Source organism: Bacillus sp. EB V-12 (assembly GCF_056158125.1).
The window spans coordinates 465,908-483,836 of sequence record NZ_JBUXJL010000003.1 but is presented as its reverse complement, the minus strand read 5'-3'; the positions used below and the strand labels follow the sequence as shown (position 1 = coordinate 483,836).

Annotated in this window: 17 protein-coding genes and 3 pseudogenes; 13 read left to right on the top strand and 7 right to left on the bottom strand. The window is 33.9% G+C overall.

Annotation, left to right across the window (positions count from 1 at the left end):
• Positions 1 to 2 precede the first annotated feature (2 nt).
• Positions 3 to 299: a hypothetical protein gene (locus tag ACZDYH_RS14010; protein WP_048535520.1), complete on the bottom strand. Its 297-nt coding sequence runs from the start codon at positions 297 to 299 to the stop codon at positions 3 to 5.
• An 88-nt stretch (positions 300 to 387) separates the two neighbouring features.
• Here ACZDYH_RS14010 and spoIIP (ACZDYH_RS14005) point away from each other — a divergent pair, with 88 nt between their 5' ends.
• The 4 genes from spoIIP (ACZDYH_RS14005) (at position 388) to ACZDYH_RS13990 (ending at position 3,518) form a co-directional block, all read left to right on the top strand.
• On the top strand, positions 388 to 1,542 hold the full coding sequence (gene spoIIP, locus ACZDYH_RS14005; RefSeq protein ID WP_001079278.1) for a stage II sporulation protein P: 1,155 nt from the start codon (positions 388 to 390) through the stop codon (positions 1,540 to 1,542).
• Between the two features lie 256 nt (positions 1,543 to 1,798).
• Positions 1,799 to 2,296 (top strand): GNAT family N-acetyltransferase, encoded by a 498-nt coding sequence (locus ACZDYH_RS14000; protein WP_000617576.1) that lies wholly within the window; start codon positions 1,799 to 1,801, stop codon positions 2,294 to 2,296.
• Positions 2,297 to 2,307: 11 nt separating this feature from the next.
• The gene (locus ACZDYH_RS13995; protein ID WP_000747647.1) at positions 2,308 to 3,048 is read left to right on the top strand and encodes a M15 family metallopeptidase; all 741 of its coding nucleotides are present in this window, start codon (positions 2,308 to 2,310) and stop codon (positions 3,046 to 3,048) included.
• A gap of 23 nt (positions 3,049 to 3,071) precedes the next feature.
• Positions 3,072 to 3,518, top strand: a complete 447-nt coding sequence (locus ACZDYH_RS13990; protein WP_474886416.1) for an NUDIX hydrolase — start codon at positions 3,072 to 3,074, stop codon at positions 3,516 to 3,518.
• 216 nt (positions 3,519 to 3,734) lie between these two features.
• Here ACZDYH_RS13990 and ACZDYH_RS13985 read toward each other — a convergent pair whose 3' ends face one another.
• Positions 3,735 to 4,952: an MFS transporter gene (locus tag ACZDYH_RS13985; RefSeq protein WP_113304843.1), complete on the bottom strand. Its 1,218-nt coding sequence runs from the start codon at positions 4,950 to 4,952 to the stop codon at positions 3,735 to 3,737.
• Between the two features lie 274 nt (positions 4,953 to 5,226).
• Between ACZDYH_RS13985 and ACZDYH_RS13980 the strand changes: the two genes are divergently transcribed.
• The 6 genes and pseudogenes from ACZDYH_RS13980 to ACZDYH_RS13955 form a co-directional block, all read left to right on the top strand.
• Positions 5,227 to 5,655, top strand: coding sequence for an NfeD family protein (locus ACZDYH_RS13980; RefSeq protein WP_113304844.1), 429 nt, complete (start codon positions 5,227 to 5,229; stop codon positions 5,653 to 5,655).
• A gap of 2 nt (positions 5,656 to 5,657) precedes the next feature.
• Positions 5,658 to 6,626, top strand: coding sequence for an SPFH domain-containing protein (locus ACZDYH_RS13975; protein ID WP_000226251.1), 969 nt, complete (start codon positions 5,658 to 5,660; stop codon positions 6,624 to 6,626).
• A gap of 20 nt (positions 6,627 to 6,646) precedes the next feature.
• Positions 6,647 to 7,852: a stage II sporulation protein P gene (gene spoIIP / locus ACZDYH_RS13970; protein ID WP_306426789.1), complete on the top strand. Its 1,206-nt coding sequence runs from the start codon at positions 6,647 to 6,649 to the stop codon at positions 7,850 to 7,852.
• An 89-nt stretch (positions 7,853 to 7,941) separates the two neighbouring features.
• Entirely contained in the window at positions 7,942 to 8,532 is a 591-nt protein-coding gene (locus ACZDYH_RS13965; protein ID WP_086388644.1) for a histidine phosphatase family protein, read from the top strand.
• Between the two features lie 6 nt (positions 8,533 to 8,538).
• Positions 8,539 to 9,315 carry a Cof-type HAD-IIB family hydrolase gene (locus ACZDYH_RS13960; RefSeq protein WP_000278974.1) on the top strand — a complete coding sequence of 259 codons (777 nt, stop codon included), beginning with the start codon at positions 8,539 to 8,541 and terminating at the stop codon, positions 9,313 to 9,315.
• Between the two features lie 30 nt (positions 9,316 to 9,345).
• A pseudogene (locus ACZDYH_RS13955) lies at positions 9,346 to 9,849 on the top strand (MFS transporter); the annotation flags it as partial.
• Between the two features lie 8 nt (positions 9,850 to 9,857).
• Here the strand turns inward: ACZDYH_RS13955 and ACZDYH_RS13950 are convergent.
• Positions 9,858 to 10,319, bottom strand: a complete 462-nt coding sequence (locus ACZDYH_RS13950) for a DinB family protein (protein WP_000498002.1) — start codon at positions 10,317 to 10,319, stop codon at positions 9,858 to 9,860.
• Positions 10,320 to 10,490: 171 nt separating this feature from the next.
• Here ACZDYH_RS13950 and alr point away from each other — a divergent pair, with 171 nt between their 5' ends.
• Complete coding sequence (gene alr / locus ACZDYH_RS13945; protein ID WP_002182683.1) at positions 10,491 to 11,666, top strand: alanine racemase; 1,176 nt, start codon at positions 10,491 to 10,493, stop codon at positions 11,664 to 11,666.
• A 22-nt stretch (positions 11,667 to 11,688) separates the two neighbouring features.
• Here the strand turns inward: alr and ACZDYH_RS13940 are convergent.
• The 3 genes and pseudogenes from ACZDYH_RS13940 to ACZDYH_RS13930 form a co-directional block, all read right to left on the bottom strand.
• Positions 11,689 to 11,951: pseudogene (locus tag ACZDYH_RS13940) on the bottom strand (class I SAM-dependent methyltransferase); the annotation flags it as partial.
• The gene (locus ACZDYH_RS13935) at positions 11,952 to 12,821 is read right to left on the bottom strand and encodes a GNAT family N-acetyltransferase (RefSeq protein WP_086388647.1); all 870 of its coding nucleotides are present in this window, start codon (positions 12,819 to 12,821) and stop codon (positions 11,952 to 11,954) included. It lies immediately after the preceding pseudogene.
• A gap of 23 nt (positions 12,822 to 12,844) precedes the next feature.
• Positions 12,845 to 13,723: pseudogene (locus tag ACZDYH_RS13930) on the bottom strand (nitrate reductase).
• Between the two features lie 399 nt (positions 13,724 to 14,122).
• Between ACZDYH_RS13930 and ACZDYH_RS13925 the strand changes: the two are divergent.
• Positions 14,123 to 15,331: a macrolide family glycosyltransferase gene (locus ACZDYH_RS13925; protein ID WP_149149524.1), complete on the top strand. Its 1,209-nt coding sequence runs from the start codon at positions 14,123 to 14,125 to the stop codon at positions 15,329 to 15,331.
• Positions 15,332 to 15,511: 180 nt separating this feature from the next.
• Positions 15,512 to 16,357 carry a YitT family protein gene (locus ACZDYH_RS13920; protein WP_000755127.1) on the top strand — a complete coding sequence of 282 codons (846 nt, stop codon included), beginning with the start codon at positions 15,512 to 15,514 and terminating at the stop codon, positions 16,355 to 16,357.
• An 89-nt stretch (positions 16,358 to 16,446) separates the two neighbouring features.
• Here the strand turns inward: ACZDYH_RS13920 and pdxR are convergent, their stop codons facing one another.
• On the bottom strand, positions 16,447 to 17,862 hold the full coding sequence (pdxR, locus tag ACZDYH_RS13915; protein WP_048558200.1) for a MocR-like pyridoxine biosynthesis transcription factor PdxR: 1,416 nt from the start codon (positions 17,860 to 17,862) through the stop codon (positions 16,447 to 16,449).
• Positions 17,863 to 17,929: the final 67 nt, after the last annotated feature.

Sequence of the window (17,929 nt, the reverse complement as noted above, 5' to 3'; positions counted from 1 at the left end):
CATTACGCTCCATTTTTTATTTTCATAATAATGTGAGACAAAAGTAGGTACAAAGTGTATGTTCCTATATACGCTCCTGCAATAAGGAAAAATGGATTCAGTAAAATTCCATGAATGCTCGTCATGAAAACTAAATCTTGTATTAAAACATCGTATATATTAATGGAAATAATTGTACCAAGTGCATATAGTGCCAAGTACGCAGAAATATGTAGCACAATAGAGATTTTTGGTTGCTTAGCGGACAAATAAAAAATGAATGATAGAGCGATTGGTAATATTCCTATTAATAGCTTCAATTCATTTCACCTCATTAACAATATAGCCGAAATTTTAACGGTCTATTCTCTAGGGCTTGTACATAACTTGAAATAGAGAGGTGATAGTATGAATCGGGGCTTTTTTTTTATGAAGTTTACAAATATGCGTAAGTTAGTTTTATTTGTTATTACTACAGTGCTAGCGACTTTTTTTCTTATTAGTCTGATGGTAACCTCTATGAAAGAGACAAAGTCAACGTATTTATATAATTGGTTAAATGAGTTATCGATGAATGGTTACATGTATGTACTTGGAAAAGAGAATCATTATTTTACACAGGAGTATCGAAATTTGAATCAAGATTTTTCAATTTCTTCTTTTCTCTTTTCTATGGCTACAAATATTCGCTTTAATGATGTACGCAGTTTTGTCGGGAAAGAGCTCCCGGGATTTGGTAAGTACGATACAGAAATTGTAATTGCGGGTGAGGGTACAAATTATTCTAACTTACCGATAGAGTCGAGTGTTCCTCTTGAAGAAGTAGTGAAGGAACGGACTAGTGGAACTGGACAAGCACCTAAACAAGATACGAATAAAGAGAAAAAACAGCCGTCCCAAACGACTGGGAAGAGACAAGTTGCGTTTATTTATCATACACATAGCTGGGAATCTTATTTACCTTTACTTAACTTAACGAATGACCCGAATCCGAATAAAGCAACGAGTTCTGTGTCGAATATTTCTATATTAGGAGATCGTTTCCGTGAACAACTAGAAGGTGAAGGGATTGGAGCTACTAACGATAAGAGTGATGTTGGTCAAAAGTTAATAAGTAAAGGTTTAAACAGTAATAGTTCGTATAAAATGTCACGAGAAATTGTGCAGCAAGCTATGGCTGGAAATAAAGATCTTCAATACTTTTTTGATTTGCATCGTGATAGTGCCCGAAAGAATGTAACGACAAAAACAATTGGAGATAAATCATATGCAAAGCTTGCATTTGTAGTAGGGAAAGGAAATAAAAACTATGAAAAAAACTTACAATTAGCGACAGCTTTACATGAGGCGATTAATAAGAAATATCCAGGAGTGAGCCGTGGGGTCATTCAAAAAGGGTTCCAGACAGGAAATGGAATCTATAATCAAGACCTATCAGGACAAGCGATATTAATAGAAGTTGGCGGTGTAGATAATACAGAGGAAGAATTGAATCGATCAATTGATGCACTTGCTAAAGCATTTGGTGAATATTTTTGGCAGGCAGAAAAAGTGAATGGATAAAGTGAAATTTAAATTGGTGAGAGACCTCACCTGATGAGGAGGAATTCACAGTATTTTTGAAAAAACGTAAGTGTAATGCTTGCGTTTTTTCTTTGTAATGATGAGACGTCACAGAATAGACATAATTTGTCGTTGTTATAGTAATATCGAAATTTGTCAATTTATAGCAGGAGATTTACAAAGGGATTTTCAGGGAAGTAGAGAAAATCTTTTTATAAGGAAAACTTTTTATGATGAAACTGGTAGGGTGATTGAAGTGATTAGGGAGATCGAAATAGAAGATGCATCATCATTTTTGCAATTAAGTAAGCAATTAGATGAAGAAACGAAGTTTATGTTATATGAACCAGGAGAAAGAAAAACTACAGCTGAGCAACAAGAAAAAATGATCCATCGCTTTATAGAAAATGAATATGCAACAATATTTGTAGCAGTTGAAGATGAGAGGATAGTAGGTTTTATATTAGTGAATGGAAATAACATTCAAAGAAAGAGGCATGTGGCAACCATTGTAATTGGTATTTTACAAGAGTATAACGGGCGAGGTATTGGGACGAGATTGTTTAAAGAGGTTGAGAAGTGGGCAAAATTACATGATGTATGGCGTTTAGAATTAACAGTAATGGCCCACAATACAAGAGCTCAGGCACTATATAAAAAAGCTGGATTTGAGAAAGAAGGTGTCAAAAAAGCTGCTCTTATTATCGATGGAAAGGGCATCGATGAGTATGAAATGGCCAAATTATTAAAATAAGAGGTCGTTATATGAAAAAAAGATGGGCACTACTTGGTATTGTAGCTGCAATAATTATTATTGGAGTAGCAGGAATCAATTATAAAATGTATAAGGATAAGCAGGCGCGGGAAGTAAGTGTAAATAGCATATTTCCGAAAGCGAAAGAAACGATTGCTAATATGGATGGGGATATTGCGGTAATTAATAATCCGAATTCAATGCTTGTACTTGTAAATAAAAGTAGGCGTTTACCAGATGGGTATAGACCGCCAGATTTAGTTATTCCGAAAGTGCGCTACTCTAGTGAAGGTGATCAAGAAAAGAAAAAGATGAGAAAAGAGGCAGCGAGGGCGCTTGAGGATATGTTTCAGCAGGCTGACAACGAGCGTATTTTTCTTTTTGCAGTTTCTGGATTTAGATCTTTTGATCGACAAAAAGCATTAAATACGATGTATAAAAAACAAGACGGGGAAGCAAAAACAGCAATGTCTAGCGCGGTTCCTGGCACAAGTGAGCATCAAACTGGACTAGCTATGGATATTACGTCTCAATCTGCTAAATTTCAGTTAGAGACAGTTTTTGGGGAAACGAAAGAAGGTCAGTGGCTTTCTGAAAATGCCCATAAATTTGGTTTTGTGGTTCGATACACAAAAGCGAAAGAAACGATTACGGGCTATCGGTATGAACCATGGCACGTAAGGTATGTGGGAAATCCACAAGCTACATATTTGTATGATAATCAACTGACACTTGAAGAAGTAACAGAGTGAACAATTGAGGGGAGAGACGTACAATGACGATGTTATATAAGAAAAAAGTACATGCATATATTACAAGAGAACAAGAGGGGGTTATGCAATTACTTGTTTTTAAACATCGTGATATACATGAAGCTGGTATTCAAGTGCCAGGGGGAACGGTTGATGAAGGTGAAACGTTAGAAGCTGCTATATTGCGTGAAGTACAGGAAGAATCCGGATTGCGTCATTTATGCATAGAGCGTTTTTTAGCAGATTACATTATACATATGAAAGAAAAACAGGAGTATGAAAAACGCCACTTTTTCCATGTAACTTTACTAACAGATGTAAAGGATACTTGGGAACATATTGTAAGTGCTGGTGAGGAAGATAAAGGATTAGTATTTTGCTACGAATGGCTTGATATTGCAAAATGCCCTGAATTAGCTGGAAAACAAGGTGAGTTTTTACATTTATTAGATGAAGTATACGCACAGTAATGTAAGAGTCTGAAGCGAAGGTTAATCCGTTTCAGACTTTTTTTATTTTTCGGGAAATTAAAGGTGTTTAAATAAGGATATTGAATTTCTTTAAAGGGATATTAATTAAATTAGCTTATGCTTTTGAACAAGCGACAAAGCATAGAAAAATCCCCAACTTATCATGAATATAATAAACAAAGAGGACAGGAATCCCTGTCCTCTTTGTTTTAGTGATTAAATTGAAATATCGTTCTGCTCTGTCTTATGATATTTTAATAAACTAAAAGATAAACAAGCGGAACATAAAATAAGAATAGAAGCGATGATATAAATTGTACGAACACCGAACATATCAGTAATAATGCCAATGATAAGCATAGATAGTCCAGAGGCTGTTGAAAGAAGTGCGCCATGTGCTGTATACATTTTTGATAATAAAGAAGGGGCGACACTTGATTGTAAAACAGTCGTTTGGGAAATATCTCTAATTTGATAACATGGTCCCATTAGAACACATAGAAAAAGAGCAATAAATCCGCTGCTTGTCATACCATATAAAAATGTAAGAATGCTAAATATAAGAGAGCTAATCGACATAGATCGTATTAAATTGTTTTGAATATAGGAACTCATTTTCCATGCTAATAGACCACCGATTAACGTGCCAACATAATAACTTGTATTAATATATCCCCACCATTCTTCGCCCTTATGAAGGATAGTCGTAACGTATGCCATCGTAATAGCGCCAATCCATATTGTCCCTGCGAAAGTTTCGATTAAGTCCATATATGTAACGGTACGGAGAGAAGGATTTTGAAATAGGAGTTTCCAACCTTCCAATAAAACAGTACTTTTGGAAGCGGGAGAATCTGCTATTCTTTCAGTATGTATGGAACGTAATGAAAAATGTAATGCAATGCATCCGAAAATCATTAAAATGTTATTAATCATGATTGTAGAAGTAGCGCCAATGAGAAGAACGACAATACTCGTAAATGAATAAGCAACGGCTTGCACAATTTGTGTTGAAAAGGAAAAGATACTATTTACTTTTACTAATTTTTCTTTCGGTGTAAGGCGCGGAAGAATACCGTATAATAATGGAGCACTCCACCCGCTACATAATGAAATGACAAAAATAAAAGTTAATAGAGCTATAATGTTTGTGGATAAGACCGGGAACCAAATCATTAATAATAGTAAAAAGACTGTTTTCAACCATTGGAGCGTATATAACAGCGTATAAGATGGAAAACGATTTATTATAAGTGGTGCAGAGATGTTAGCAATTAGATTTGTGATAACTTGTAATAATGGAAAAAGAGCAGTAATAGTAGCTGATTTAGTTGCTATATAAATATGAGTTGTAATAATCATTACATATACGATGTCAGCGAGAGTAATGCATATTTTGGAACCTAAATAGTAGATTAGTGACAGGTTTCTCAATAAGAATATCACCTCTATAAAAAATAGTATTTAGTAATTGTAATAATTGTAATTTAAAAATTAAAATTTTTAAAGAATTTAATTTTTTGTCACTTTTTGAAAGGGATTTTCATGTATAATGAAGAATATATTGATATAGTATTATATTAATGATCATTGTAACGGTGAATATGTACAATAGCTTGTAGCAAACGCCCAAGTGTAAGAAAGGGCGGATAAACCATTCTTTTCTTCATATACATATAGAAAATGAGAAAGAAAGTGAGGGTTGCATATGGCTGCTTGGGTAATTTGGTTTATAATAGCTGGTATTTTATTTATCGCGGAAATGTTGTCGATTACATTTTACATGCTTTGGCTTGGAATTGGAGCTGTTGTCGGAGGTCTTATTGCTTTGTTTGCTCCTGATACACTACTGTTACAAGTTACTGTTGGTGCAATTGTAAGTTTAACTTTGACATTCTTTACGAAAAGAATTTCAAAAAACTTTCGAGAAGCAAAAGGTTTTACTGATACAGTAGATATGCTTGTTGGTAAAAGAGGGATTGTTATGCAAGCGATTACAAATGAAGCGAATGGTATTGTGAAGGTGGATGGAGATACTTGGACAGCTATTGCAGATTCTTCAATTGATGCTGGAGAAAAAGTCGTTGTTATAAAGAGGCATAGTACTATATTACAAGTGAAAAAGGAGAGTGAATAAATATGGTAGCATTAACGTTAACGATTATATTCGCACTAATTGTAGTTACATTTATCGCATTAACAATTAAAATTATTCCTCAGCAAAAAGTTGGGGTTGTTGAAAGATTTGGTAAGTTTCAACGTATAATGCACCCAGGGTTAAATATTTTAATACCAATTGTAGATCGTGTTCGTGTATATCATGACTTACGCATTCAACAAACGAATGTACCACCGCAAAAGGTAATTACGAAAGATAATGTTCAAGTAGAGATTGATACAATTATTTTCTATCAAATTGTTGAACCAGAACTTGCGACATATGGTATTTCAAACTATGAATATGGTGTTCGTAATATTACTTCAGCAACGATGCGTCAAATCATCGGTAAAATGGAACTGGATGAAACGTTATCTGGTCGTGAAAAAATTTCAACAGAAATCCGTTTAGCGCTTGATGAAGCAACAGAAAAATGGGGCGTACGTATTGAACGTGTCGAAGTTGTTGATATTAACCCGCCAAAAGATGTGCAAGCATCAATGGAAAAACAAATGAAGGCTGAGCGTAATAAACGTGCGATTATTTTAGAAGCTGAAGCAGCAAAACAAGATAAAGTCCTTCGCGCTGAAGGGGAAAAGCAAAGTAAAATCTTGATGGCTGAAGGGGATAAAGAAGCGCGTATTCGCGAAGCTGAAGGTATAAAAGAAGCAAAAGAATTAGAAGCACAAGGGGAAGCACGAGCAATTGAAGAAATTGCAAAAGCAGAACAAAATCGTATTGAATTGCTTCGTGAAGCGAATTTGGATGAGCGTATACTTGCTTACAAATCATTTGAATCATTAGCTGAAGTTGCAAAAGGACCAGCAAATAAAGTCTTTATTCCGTCTAATGCAATTGAAACACTTGGTACTCTTGGGGCAATTGGAGAAATATTTAAAGAAAAACAAGCGAAGAAACTACTTTCAAATGATACAGGAAAAGAACAATAAAAGTGAGGAAGAGAAATGGTATACCATTTCTCTTTTTTTGTGCGTATATTCTGAAAAGCTTGTACATATCCATGTATAAAGAAGGTGATGCAGTGAAAAAGTATGCAACTCGAATACATGGGAAGAAACTGATTTCGTTACTCCTTTTATATGCGCTAATAGTAATTATGATAGCGTCGATTTTGACGTCATTTTTACATACAATGAAATCGAATTATGCAAATCAATGGTTTGGAAAAGTATCGATGCAAGGTTTTGTTCAAATGATAGAAAGTGAGAATCGCTATTACGGATTTGATTATTTTAAGAAGAATAAAAGAGAGTCAGTTGGGAATTTAATGTTCTCTATCGCGACAGATTTGAAAATTAAAGATTTAAGAACATTCGTCGGTAAAGAAGTACCTGGTATGTCAAAGTATTATTCTAATATTATCGTAGCTGGGGAAGGGACAAACTTGACGAATATCCCAAATGAATCTAGTGTACCGATTGAAGAAGTAACGAAAGAACGGGAAATAGCAAAAGATAAAGTTACAGAAGCGGAAAAGAATAATCCGGTTCAGAAAAAGAACGGAGCGAAAAAAGGTGAAAGTGCAGTATATATTTATCATACACATAGCTGGGAATCCTTCTTTCCATTATTACCAGGGGCAACTGATCCATCTAGCCCAGATGTAAATGTGTCTTTACTAGGGAAACGTATGAAAGAGCAACTTGAAGGACAAGGAATTCCGGTAGTTCATGATAAAACGAATATGGGTGATTTATTAGCGAGTAAAAAGTGGGTATGGTATCAGTCATATAAAGCGTCTCATGAATATGTAAAAGAAGCATTAGCACAAAATAATAAAATTGCGTTTCCGATAGATATACACCGTGACGATCAGCGTAAGAAAGTAACAACAAAAGTAATTAACGGAAAATCGTATGCAAGATTATATTTTATAATTGGGATGGAAAATGAAGGCCGTGCTGAAAATGAAAAAATTGCAAGAGCGATCAATAGTTATTTAGATGAAAACTATTACGGATTAAGTAGAGGGATTTTTCCAAAGTATAAAAAAGATGGAAATGGCGTTTATAACCAAGATTTATCGAAAAATGCGATGTTAATTGAAGTTGGTGGTGTTGATAATACGTTAGATGAATTATATAACACAATTGATGTGTTAACAGAAGCGTTTAGTAAATATTATTGGAATGATGCGGAAAAAGTGAATGGATGAGGGACGGGAGACCGTTCCTTTTTTATTTTGGAATCTTAAAATGTGATATAATGGAATTTTATGAATATTAAATAAAGGGAGAGAGAAACATGCAAATACTACTAATACGCCACGGAGAATCAGAAGCTGATATTTTACATGTGCATGAAGGTCGAGCTGATTTTGAGTTAACTGACAAAGGGAGACAACAAGTACAAAGACTTGTACAGAAAGTGAAAAAAGATTTTTCACCAGATTTCATTTGGGCAAGCACATTAAAACGCGCTCGTGAAACGGGTGAAACATTAGCAGAAGCAATTGGTTGTCCAATTCAATTAGAAGAGGAATTAATGGAGTTTAATAATGGAGTGCAAGCAGGCTTATCATTTGAAGAAGCAAAGAAATATCCAGAGCCAAAGTTTCTTCATGATCGTTTTGAAAACGGGGAATCGTTTATTGAGTTTCGAATGAGAATAGAAGGAATCTTTTCTAAAATCTTGACAGAGAATACATATGACCGAATTGCAATTGTTGCCCATGGAGGCGTAATTAATAGTCTATTACGTGCATTTTTCAAAATGTCAATTTCAATGGACTACTATTTCAAAATGGGAGATACGGGAATAAGTTTAATTGAAATTGAGGGTGAACAAAAAACGGTGCATTTCATTAATGATACGAATCATTTGGACGGGATGTAAAGACTTATGTACAAAGTTGTATTTTTCGATGTTGACGGTACGTTATTAAGTGAGATTGATAGAAGCATGCACGAAAGTACAAAAGAAGCGGTACAAAGATTAATAGATAAAGGAATTCACGTAGTTGTTACAACTGGAAGACCATATAGTTTATGCTCACAATTTAAGGAACTAGGTATAAATACGTTTATTTCAGCAAATGGTGCACATATAAAATGTGGGAAAGAAGTTATACATAAATCAGTACTTTCAAGCGAAATCGTTCATGATATTTCAAATTTTGCTGAATTACATGGTCACAGTGTTTCTTACTTTACAGAAGAATTTGCAATGAATAATATTGCTTCCAAAGATGAACGTGTCATGCGAGCGTTAAATGAAACTTTAAATTTAGAGCAGTATCCTGACAAAGTTAGAAACTTATCAGATGAAATGTATTGCATATGTCTGTATGCTGATGACACAGAAGCTCAAAAATTCATTGAAAGATATCCAGCACTTACGTTTGAGCGTTTTCATGGTTACGTTATAAATGTATTGGAAGATAGTAAAGTATCGAAGCTAACTGCAATTCAAAAAGTATTGGAACATTTAAATATTAGTAAATCAGAAGCCATTGCCTTTGGCGATGGTGGAAATGATATTGAAATGTTGCAGTATGTAGGATTAGGAGTTGCGATGGGAAATGGTGGAGAGGAGTTGAAGAGAAGGGCTGATTTCCTTACAACGAAGGCGAGTGAAGGCGGAATTTCTTATGCGTTAAAGAAGTTGCGCATTATTTAAAACTAATAGTTAGTCAGTGTGAAAAATCCTGTTTTAATAATGGCTTTTGTTAATATGTATACTGTTTTAGGGAATTATTTGAGCTCTCCTACTTACAATTTAACTGCAGAACAAATCCTTTATTTTCGCTTAGCAGGGCTGTTTGGTATGTTGCTGTCACCACTTGCAGGTCGTTTAACAAAGAGGTTTGAAGTAAGGAAAGTTCTTCAAGGAGGATTGTTGATTGCTATTTTTAGTCTAAGTTCAATGGGCTTTGTTTCGTATCTATCTCTACTTGTAATGATGAGTGTCTGTTTTGTAATAGGTATTGCTATATCCGTTCCGTCTTTAGTTTCTCTTGTAGGTCAATTAGGAGGGAAAGCAAGGGGAATAGCAGTATCTATTTATACTTTTATTTTATTTTTAGGTACTAGTATAGGACCTATCATTTCTATTTATCTTATGAAAATAGGCGGTTATGCTCAAACATTTATTTTATTAGGAATGATACTTTTTATTGGTTTTGTAGCTTCTCTATTTATAATTAATGAATGAGTGGAAAATCACTCAAATAAAGGAATGCGAGGATCTTTCATATGCTCGCATAATAAAATATGAATTTGTCCACGATGATGATAAAAGTGTGCAACGATTTCAAGTAACCATTCAAAGCGCGAATAAGAAATACCCCAATAGGCAGTCATAACTTCTGCTAATTCTATTTGGGAGTAGGAAAGAAATGTTTTAGAGAGAAGGTTGTATCCTTCAATCATCGTTTGTTGCATGTGAGCAACTGTTACGGGCGTATGTTCTATATAAAAGGTATGTAATTCTTTTTCTGAAATACCATTTAAAATGAGTAAATCAGCATGACAAATAAGAGAAAGATGTGCACACATTTCAAATAATGATCGTTTTGAGTGAATCGGTTGTATTTTTAAATCGTTTTCACTATATTGGTTAAGCATATAAATAGAAGTATCAATAGCAACTTTTAGTTGATGCAATGCAGATTGAACAAACATTGTAATTCTCCTCGTCTCCGTATATAATAGTTTCTTGAGGATATTATATCATACTCAAAATTCCGAAAATTCTAGTAGTTTGACTAGCATAATGAAAAGTATTATATTGTAAAAGGTCATATGAAACGTGAAATAGAATGGAATGCAATTATTGAGTTAGGAGTTAGACCAATGAGTTTGAAATATGGAAGAGATACAATTGTAGAAATTGACTTAAATGCTGTAAAACATAATGTAAAAGAATTTAAAAAACATGTAAATGATGAAGAAATTAAGATGATGGCTGCTGTAAAAGCGAATGGGTATGGCCATGGGGCAGTTGAAGTTGCCAAAGCTGCAATTGAAGCTGGGATACATCAACTTGCAGTTGCATTTGTAGATGAAGCAATAGAATTAAGAGAAGCAGGAATTACTGTGCCGATTTTAATTTTAGGATACACACCAGTAGCGGCTGTAGAAGATGTAATTCAATATGACGTTATGATGACTGTTTATAGAGTAGAAGATTTACATGGTATAAATGAAATTGCAAACCGTCTTCAAAAGAAAGTACAAATTCAAGTGAAAATTGATACAGGAATGAGTCGTATCGGTTTACAAGAAGAAGAAGTTAAACCATTTTTAGAAGAATTAAACCGTATGGAGTATGTAGAGGTAGTAGGGATATTTACGCATTACTCTACGGCAGATGAAATCGATAAATCATATACGAATATGCAAACAAGTTTATTTGAAAAGGCTGTTAATACAGCGAAAGAATTAGGAATTCAAATACCATATATTCATAGTTCAAATAGTGCGGGATCAATGGAATTAAGTAACACATTTCAAAATATGGTACGCGTTGGAATAGGCGTGTACGGTATGTATCCGTCAAAAGAAGTGGATCATTCAGTCGTTTCTTTACAGCCTGCGTTGTCGTTAAAATCAAAAGTAGCTCATATTAAACATGCGAAGAAGAATCGTGGTGTAAGTTATGGGAATACGTATGTAACAACTGGTGAAGAATGGATTGCGACTGTACCAATTGGTTATGCTGATGGTTATAACCGTCAATTATCTAATAAAGGCTATGCGTTAATTAACGGGGTTCGAGTACCTGTTATTGGCCGTGTTTGTATGGATCAGTTAATGTTGGATGTTTCAAAAGCGATGCCAGTACAAGTAGGAGACGAAGTAGTATTCTACGGTAAACAAGGTGAAGAAAATATCGCAGTAGAAGAAATAGCGGATATGTTAGGTACAATAAACTATGAAGTTACATGTATGCTAGATAGAAGAATTCCGCGTGTCTATAAAGAAAATGACGAAACAACTGCAGTTGTAAATATATTAAGAAAAAACTGAATCATTTCGATTCAGTTTTTTTATTCATATCAAATGCGAATATACCCTCGTTATGTAATACGGAGTAAACTTTGTGAAACACACTTTTTAGTTCATCTAAATTAAACTATCACCGGCAGAGATGACCAGTCCCGCAACAAAGATCTAATATACGAGAGTAGGGAAGAGCATCTTGTAAAACGAGGCTGGGTAGGAGTGTTAAACAAAATGTCTCCAATGTTTATTATAGATGTTTGCTAAAATATCATAATTAGAATAAATTGTTTTTTTAACATATGTATTCACCTAAAAATTCATTAAATTATAATAGTCATGCCTCGTTTTAATTTCAAAACCACATTGTGTATATAGTTTTAAAGCGTGGATATTTTTCGTTTCGACGTCTAACTCAATTGTTGAAACTCCTTCTGTAATAAGGGTATGTACTATATTACAAAGAATATCTTTTCCGTATCCTTTACCTTGATAAGAAGGATGAACGGCGAATCCTGATAGTGTAGTAGATTGCTCTTGTTTAGAAACTGTAATTGTTCCTATCACTTTTTCAGCAATAAGGGCACTGTAAACTTGATGGGAAGATGAATTCATCATTTTTTGTAACCATGTAGCCGTATTTTCTACTGAATCACCAAAAGCTTTACTAGAAATTTTAATAAGGTCAAGAAGTGATTCTGAAGGTGCAAGAGTAAGCTGTATATTATTATCTGTTGTTTTTTGAATTTCGTTTGTTTTGAACGCCATACTATATTCACTATATAAATATGGTAACTTCATATGTTTTACAAATGCATTCCCAGAAATAGAATCCCCATTAATAATAAGAAGAGCTTCATCTGTCGCTCTATTTTGTATTTCTTTCATTGCAGTTTGTAAAAGGATAGTTCCGAAATGTTGTTTTCTAAAATGAGGATGTACAAAGCCTATTAGTTCAAGCTTTGTTGGTCTTTCGAAATCATACATATTTAAAGCGCCAATTAATTGAGTACCGTTATAAAGAAGAAAAACGTTTATATAATCTTCATTTCGATTTTTTAAAAAGTTGATATGTAAATCTGAAGAGTAATCAAGATTATCTTGTTGTCCGCAAATATAAGCTAAATCCTTCATTTGCTGTATTTCACTTTCTGTTACAGAACGCTTTTTCTGAATATCCATTGTATACTCCCTCTCATTTGTATTTAAAAATAGGATGGGTGACTTAACCATTTCTTTAATTCCACATTACCTTGCACAGATAACAGTCGGTATAAATAACGATAAGGCTATCTATATTCTTCTAAGTGAGGAATAGACATAATTGTTTCGTAACCACTTTTAAAGGCATGTGCTTCTTTTTCGGTAAGTACATATTCTAGTCCGATAAAATCAAACTCTCGCGGAGCAACAGCGTAAGCTTCAGTATCTACTAAACCCGTAATAGTTGTACCGTCAGATAAAAATTGAGTAGGATCCATATCAATTAAGACGAGTGTAGATTCCTTTGGTACGGACAGGGAAGAAAGTTGTGATTCAAAGGTAGGGAATGCATTTTTTATGCTTTCATCATCGGAATAAAACATATTCACAAGCTCTTTACTCACGTTTAAAATATGTGATTGGAATTCATCTAGTGGAACTTGGAACGTGCCAGACGGATTTCCTATGAAATCGGCTTTGAATTTATGTATTTCTGCAAGTCCTTTTCCTAGGCTGAATAAAATAGAATCTGGTTGCTCGATAAAAGATTGAACTGTGTTACCTACTAACTTTTCGACCACCACAAATTCACGGCTATTTAAAACATGTTTTTCTAATATTGTTGGGATAGGAAGATTCGTATGTTCTTGCAGCAATGTATGTACAGTTTCTAAATGATGGACGTTCCTTGGATCAATTCCAAATAGATTTTTACATCCCCACCAAAAATCATTATTTGGTTCTTCATTCATTTTAGAAGCACGAACGATAACTTCTGTATCTTCTGTTTGAACGAGAAAAACATCACTTGCATGATCTTCATAACCTGGGTGCAAGGCTTGAACGGATAGAATAGGTGAATTGAATAGTTGTTGTAACATGAAAAGACTCCTTTTTCTGTAAATTCCATAAATTCATTATATAACAGATGATGAGTTATGAGGATAAAGATAAAAAGATTGAAAGCATACTTACATTTATAGTGAAAACTCATTAAAAATATTATATTTCTCTATTTTTGTATGAATTGTCTAAAAATAATGGTGGTAATACTTGAATGTAAGACTCGTATCTTTAAATCTATGAAGAGTAAAAGTAAAATTAAGCATTCATTTATAAGATTGTGAATCACAATAATGTAGACTATAGAAAATATTTCTCAATAATAAAATGAAGAGAAAAGCATGAAGAAGTAGAATGCATTCATTTATAATAGACTTAAATTAATTAATATAATTAATTGTTAATTTTATTATATTAATTGGATAGGAGAGAATGTTATGGCAAATGTACTCGTAATAAATTTTCCTGGGGAAGGTCATATTAATCCGACTTTAGCTATTGTAAGTGAGTTAATTCAGCGAGGGGAAACAGTTGTTTCTTATTGTATTGAAGATTATAGAAAGAAGGTTGAAGCAACAGGTGCGGAATTCCGAGTGTTTGAGAATTTTCTCTCTCAAATTAATATTATGGAACGAGTAAATGAAGGTGGGAGCCCTTTGACGATGCTATCTCATATGATTGAAGCATCAGAGCGTATTGTTACTCAAATTGTAGAAGAAACAAAAGAGGAAAAATACGATTATTTAATATATGATAATCATTTTCCAGTAGGACGTATTATAGCGAATATTTTACACTTACCAAGTGTTTCATCCTGTACAACGTTTGCTGTTAATCAGTACATTAATTTTCATGATGAGCAAGAATCGAGACAAGTAGATGAAATGGATCCATTATATCAATCTTGTTTAGCGGGAATGGAAAGATGGAATAAGCAGTATGGAATGAAATGTAATAGTATGTATGATATTATGAACCATCCTGGTGATATTACGATTGTATATACTTCAAAAGAATATCAGCCACGTTCAGAGGTATTTGATGAATCGTATAAATTTGTAGGTCCATCAATTGCTACTCGAAAAGAAGTGGGGAGTTTTCCTACCGAAGATTTAAAAAATGAAAAAGTGATTTTCATTTCTATGGGAACAGTTTTTAATGAACAACCTGCTTTGTATGAAAAATGTTTTGAAGCTTTTAAAGATGTTGATGCGACAGTCGTATTAGTCGTTGGTAAGAAGATAAATATAAGTCAATTTGAAAATATCCCGAAAAACTTTAAGTTGTATAATTATGTCCCGCAATTAGAAGTTTTACAGCATGCTGATGTATTCGTGACACATGGTGGTATGAATAGTTCGAGTGAAGCGTTATATTACGGTGTTCCATTAGTTGTAATTCCGGTAACAGGAGATCAGCCATTCGTTGCAAAACGATTGACTGAAGTAGGGGCAGGAATAAGACTTAATCGCAACGAGTTAACTTCTGAATTGTTACGTGAGGCTGTAAAGAAAGTAATGGATGATGTGACGTTTAAGGAGAATAGTCGTAAAGTGGGAGAGTCGCTTAGAAATGCCGGTGGATATCAAAGGGCAGTTGAGGAAATATTCAAATTAAAAATGAAGCCGTACGTAAAGATTAAATAGATGTTAAAAACACACTTACTTTTAATTTGTAAGTGTGTTTTTAGTATTACGCGTTACATGTGTTACATAAAAATAGCGATAAAGGAGAAACTTTTCTGTATATAAATCGATACCTTTGAATTAGTAGTAAAATTACGTTAAAATAATACTAAGAAAATATATAAGTTTTGGGGGTAATGAATGAAGAAAGTATTTGAATACGTATTATTAACAATTGGCTCAATTATAGTAGCAGGTTCATTAGAGCTTATTTTAGCACCTAATGGATTAGTAGATGGCGGGGTAACGGCTATTGCTATTATGGCAAATAAAGTCGCAGGATTGCCGCTTTATGGTGTGTTCTTAGGAATTAATATCCCAATTTTATTATTTACTGCAAAAGTAATGGGAAAGAAATTTTTTATCCGTACATCTTATGCGAATGTAGTTACAACACTCGGATTAATTTATTTAAAACCATTTCCAGCAATTACGACTTCTGAGTTATTAATTGTACTTTATGGTGGAGTACTGTTTGGAATTGGTGTTGGGATTGTTGTTAAAATGGGTGGAGCAATTGACGGTTCGGAAATGTTGGCAGTTTGGATGAATAAACACTTTAATGTACCGATTAGTACATTTTTACTTGCAGTAAATGCAGTTATTTTCATTTTTGTTGCCATTTTATTTTCAATCGAACAAGCGATGTTCTCGTTAGCAATTTTCTATATTGTTACGAAGATGATTGATTTTATACTAGATGGTATTAATCAAGGTAAGAGCGTTATGATTATTTCTGGTAAGAATAAAGAAATAGGCGATTTACTTATGAAAGAATTGCAACTATCTGTTACGTATCTACATGGAGAAGGTGGTTTTTTAGGGGAGCATAAGAGAATCATTTATTGCATTACAAACCGATTCATTTATCCGAAAATGAAAGATCTCGTTCTCTCTGTAGATCCAACCGCTATAATTGAAGCTTCCTATTCAACAGAAACGACTGGTGTGAAACGTCCGGGAAGGAAAGTTAGGTCAGGTGAATAACTAGAAGAAGGCTGTCCAAAAAGTTATTTTGGAACAGCCTTCTTTTTTATTTTGTTGAATTGTTAACATGTTACAAGTTAAACCCAATGTTAACAAGTTTCCTTGCAACTAGGAAACCAAGCGTCTTTCAATAATATAGCCAACGTTTCAATTTTATTTTCCGGAATACTACCAAAGCCGAGTAATACGTATGATTCCTTACGTAAATCATTCACGAAATCATATGGAGAAAGTGGGTATAATTTAACGCTTTGTTTTTTAGCGGATTCAATCAGTTCATTTTCATTCATACTGTTATTTACACATAAAACAATATGAAGTCCGGACTGTTCGCCAAGAATTTGAACATTAGCCCCCATTTCTTTCGTAATGGATTTTACTAACGTATGATGTTTTCTTTTATATAGTGTACGACTCCGATTAAGGTGACGTTCCCAATTCCCGTTTTGTATAAAGTTAGCAAAAGCAAGTTGTTGTATTGTAGAGACTGTTTGTTTGAAAATTCCATGCAGTTCTTGATATGTTTTTAAAAGATGTGGTGGTAAAACAACATATCCCATTCGTAAAGAAGGTAAAAAAGATTTTGAGAAAGTTCCCATATAAATAACGCGTTCATTTGAATCAAGACTTTGTAAAGAAGGAATCGGCTTACCAGCGTAGCGAAACTCTCCGTCATAGTCATCTTCAATAATGTATCCATTGCAATCATTAGCCCACTTTAACAATTCTAATCTTCTAGATAAAGGCATAATAATCCCGAGTGGAAATTGGTGTGATGGTGTAACGTATGCGACATTGGAATTTGTATTGTATAAACTAGAAATATCAATCCCTTTTTCATCCAATAGTATGGGATGAATTTGTCTATCACAGCTTTTAATAATTGCGTGTATACGGTGAAATCCAGGGTTTTCAATGCCGTATTCTTTTGTAGGGCCAAGCAGTTGAAGTAGTAGCCAGAGAAGTGGCTGTGTTCCGGCGCCGATCACAATTTGATCAGGTGAAGAATGTACACCGCGAGAATGATATAAATATGTTGATATATGCTCTCGAAGAGCGAATTCACCTTGAGGATCTTCTTTGGCAAATAGTGCATTTTCGTATGTAAGTATGGATTCTTGTAATGCTCGTTTCCAATTTGTAATCGGAAATGCATTTTGATCAATAAGCCCTTGGCTACAATCATATTCAAATTTTTCTTCTATCAAATTGTTCGTCTTCTTTGCTGCATTTCGTTTTTTATTTGGGATAACGTCAATATCGAAATTTGCTACAAAAATACCACGTTTCGGTTTACTTTCTGCATAACCTTCAGCTAATAACTGTTGATAAGCTGATTCAACAGTAATGCGGCTAATATTAAGTTGTGATGCTAAATTTCTGTGTGAGGGTAGACGTGTGCCAACAGAAATAGTCCCTTGTATAATTTCAGCTTTTATATATTCGTAAATTTGCAAGTAAATAGGTGTGTTACTTTGTAATTGCAATGGGATAATAAAATCCATATAAAACTCTCCTTTAAAACTGGCCTTATAAAAAACACTTAAACTGCCACTTAAGTAAAGGGCAGTT

Excerpts from the sequence above, each read along its gene's own strand:
- ACZDYH_RS13950 (WP_000498002.1), bottom strand. The coding sequence starts at position 10,319 with ATGTTTGTTCAATCTGCATTGCATCAACTAAAAGTTGCTATTGATACT.
- alr (WP_002182683.1), top strand. The coding sequence starts at position 10,491 with ATGAGTTTGAAATATGGAAGAGATACAATTGTAGAAATTGACTTAAAT.
- ACZDYH_RS13990 (WP_474886416.1), top strand. The coding sequence starts at position 3,072 with ATGACGATGTTATATAAGAAAAAAGTACATGCATATATTACAAGAGAA.
- ACZDYH_RS13980 (WP_113304844.1), top strand. The coding sequence starts at position 5,227 with ATGGCTGCTTGGGTAATTTGGTTTATAATAGCTGGTATTTTATTTATC.
- ACZDYH_RS13965 (WP_086388644.1), top strand. The coding sequence starts at position 7,942 with ATGCAAATACTACTAATACGCCACGGAGAATCAGAAGCTGATATTTTA.
- pdxR (WP_048558200.1), bottom strand. The coding sequence starts at position 17,862 with ATGGATTTTATTATCCCATTGCAATTACAAAGTAACACACCTATTTAC.
- ACZDYH_RS13995 (WP_000747647.1), top strand. The coding sequence starts at position 2,308 with ATGAAAAAAAGATGGGCACTACTTGGTATTGTAGCTGCAATAATTATT.
- ACZDYH_RS13975 (WP_000226251.1), top strand. The coding sequence starts at position 5,658 with ATGGTAGCATTAACGTTAACGATTATATTCGCACTAATTGTAGTTACA.
- ACZDYH_RS13920 (WP_000755127.1), top strand. The coding sequence starts at position 15,512 with ATGAAGAAAGTATTTGAATACGTATTATTAACAATTGGCTCAATTATA.
- ACZDYH_RS13960 (WP_000278974.1), top strand. The coding sequence starts at position 8,539 with ATGTACAAAGTTGTATTTTTCGATGTTGACGGTACGTTATTAAGTGAG.
- ACZDYH_RS13925 (WP_149149524.1), top strand. The coding sequence starts at position 14,123 with ATGGCAAATGTACTCGTAATAAATTTTCCTGGGGAAGGTCATATTAAT.
- spoIIP (WP_001079278.1), top strand. The coding sequence starts at position 388 with ATGAATCGGGGCTTTTTTTTTATGAAGTTTACAAATATGCGTAAGTTA.
- ACZDYH_RS13935 (WP_086388647.1), bottom strand. The coding sequence starts at position 12,821 with ATGGATATTCAGAAAAAGCGTTCTGTAACAGAAAGTGAAATACAGCAA.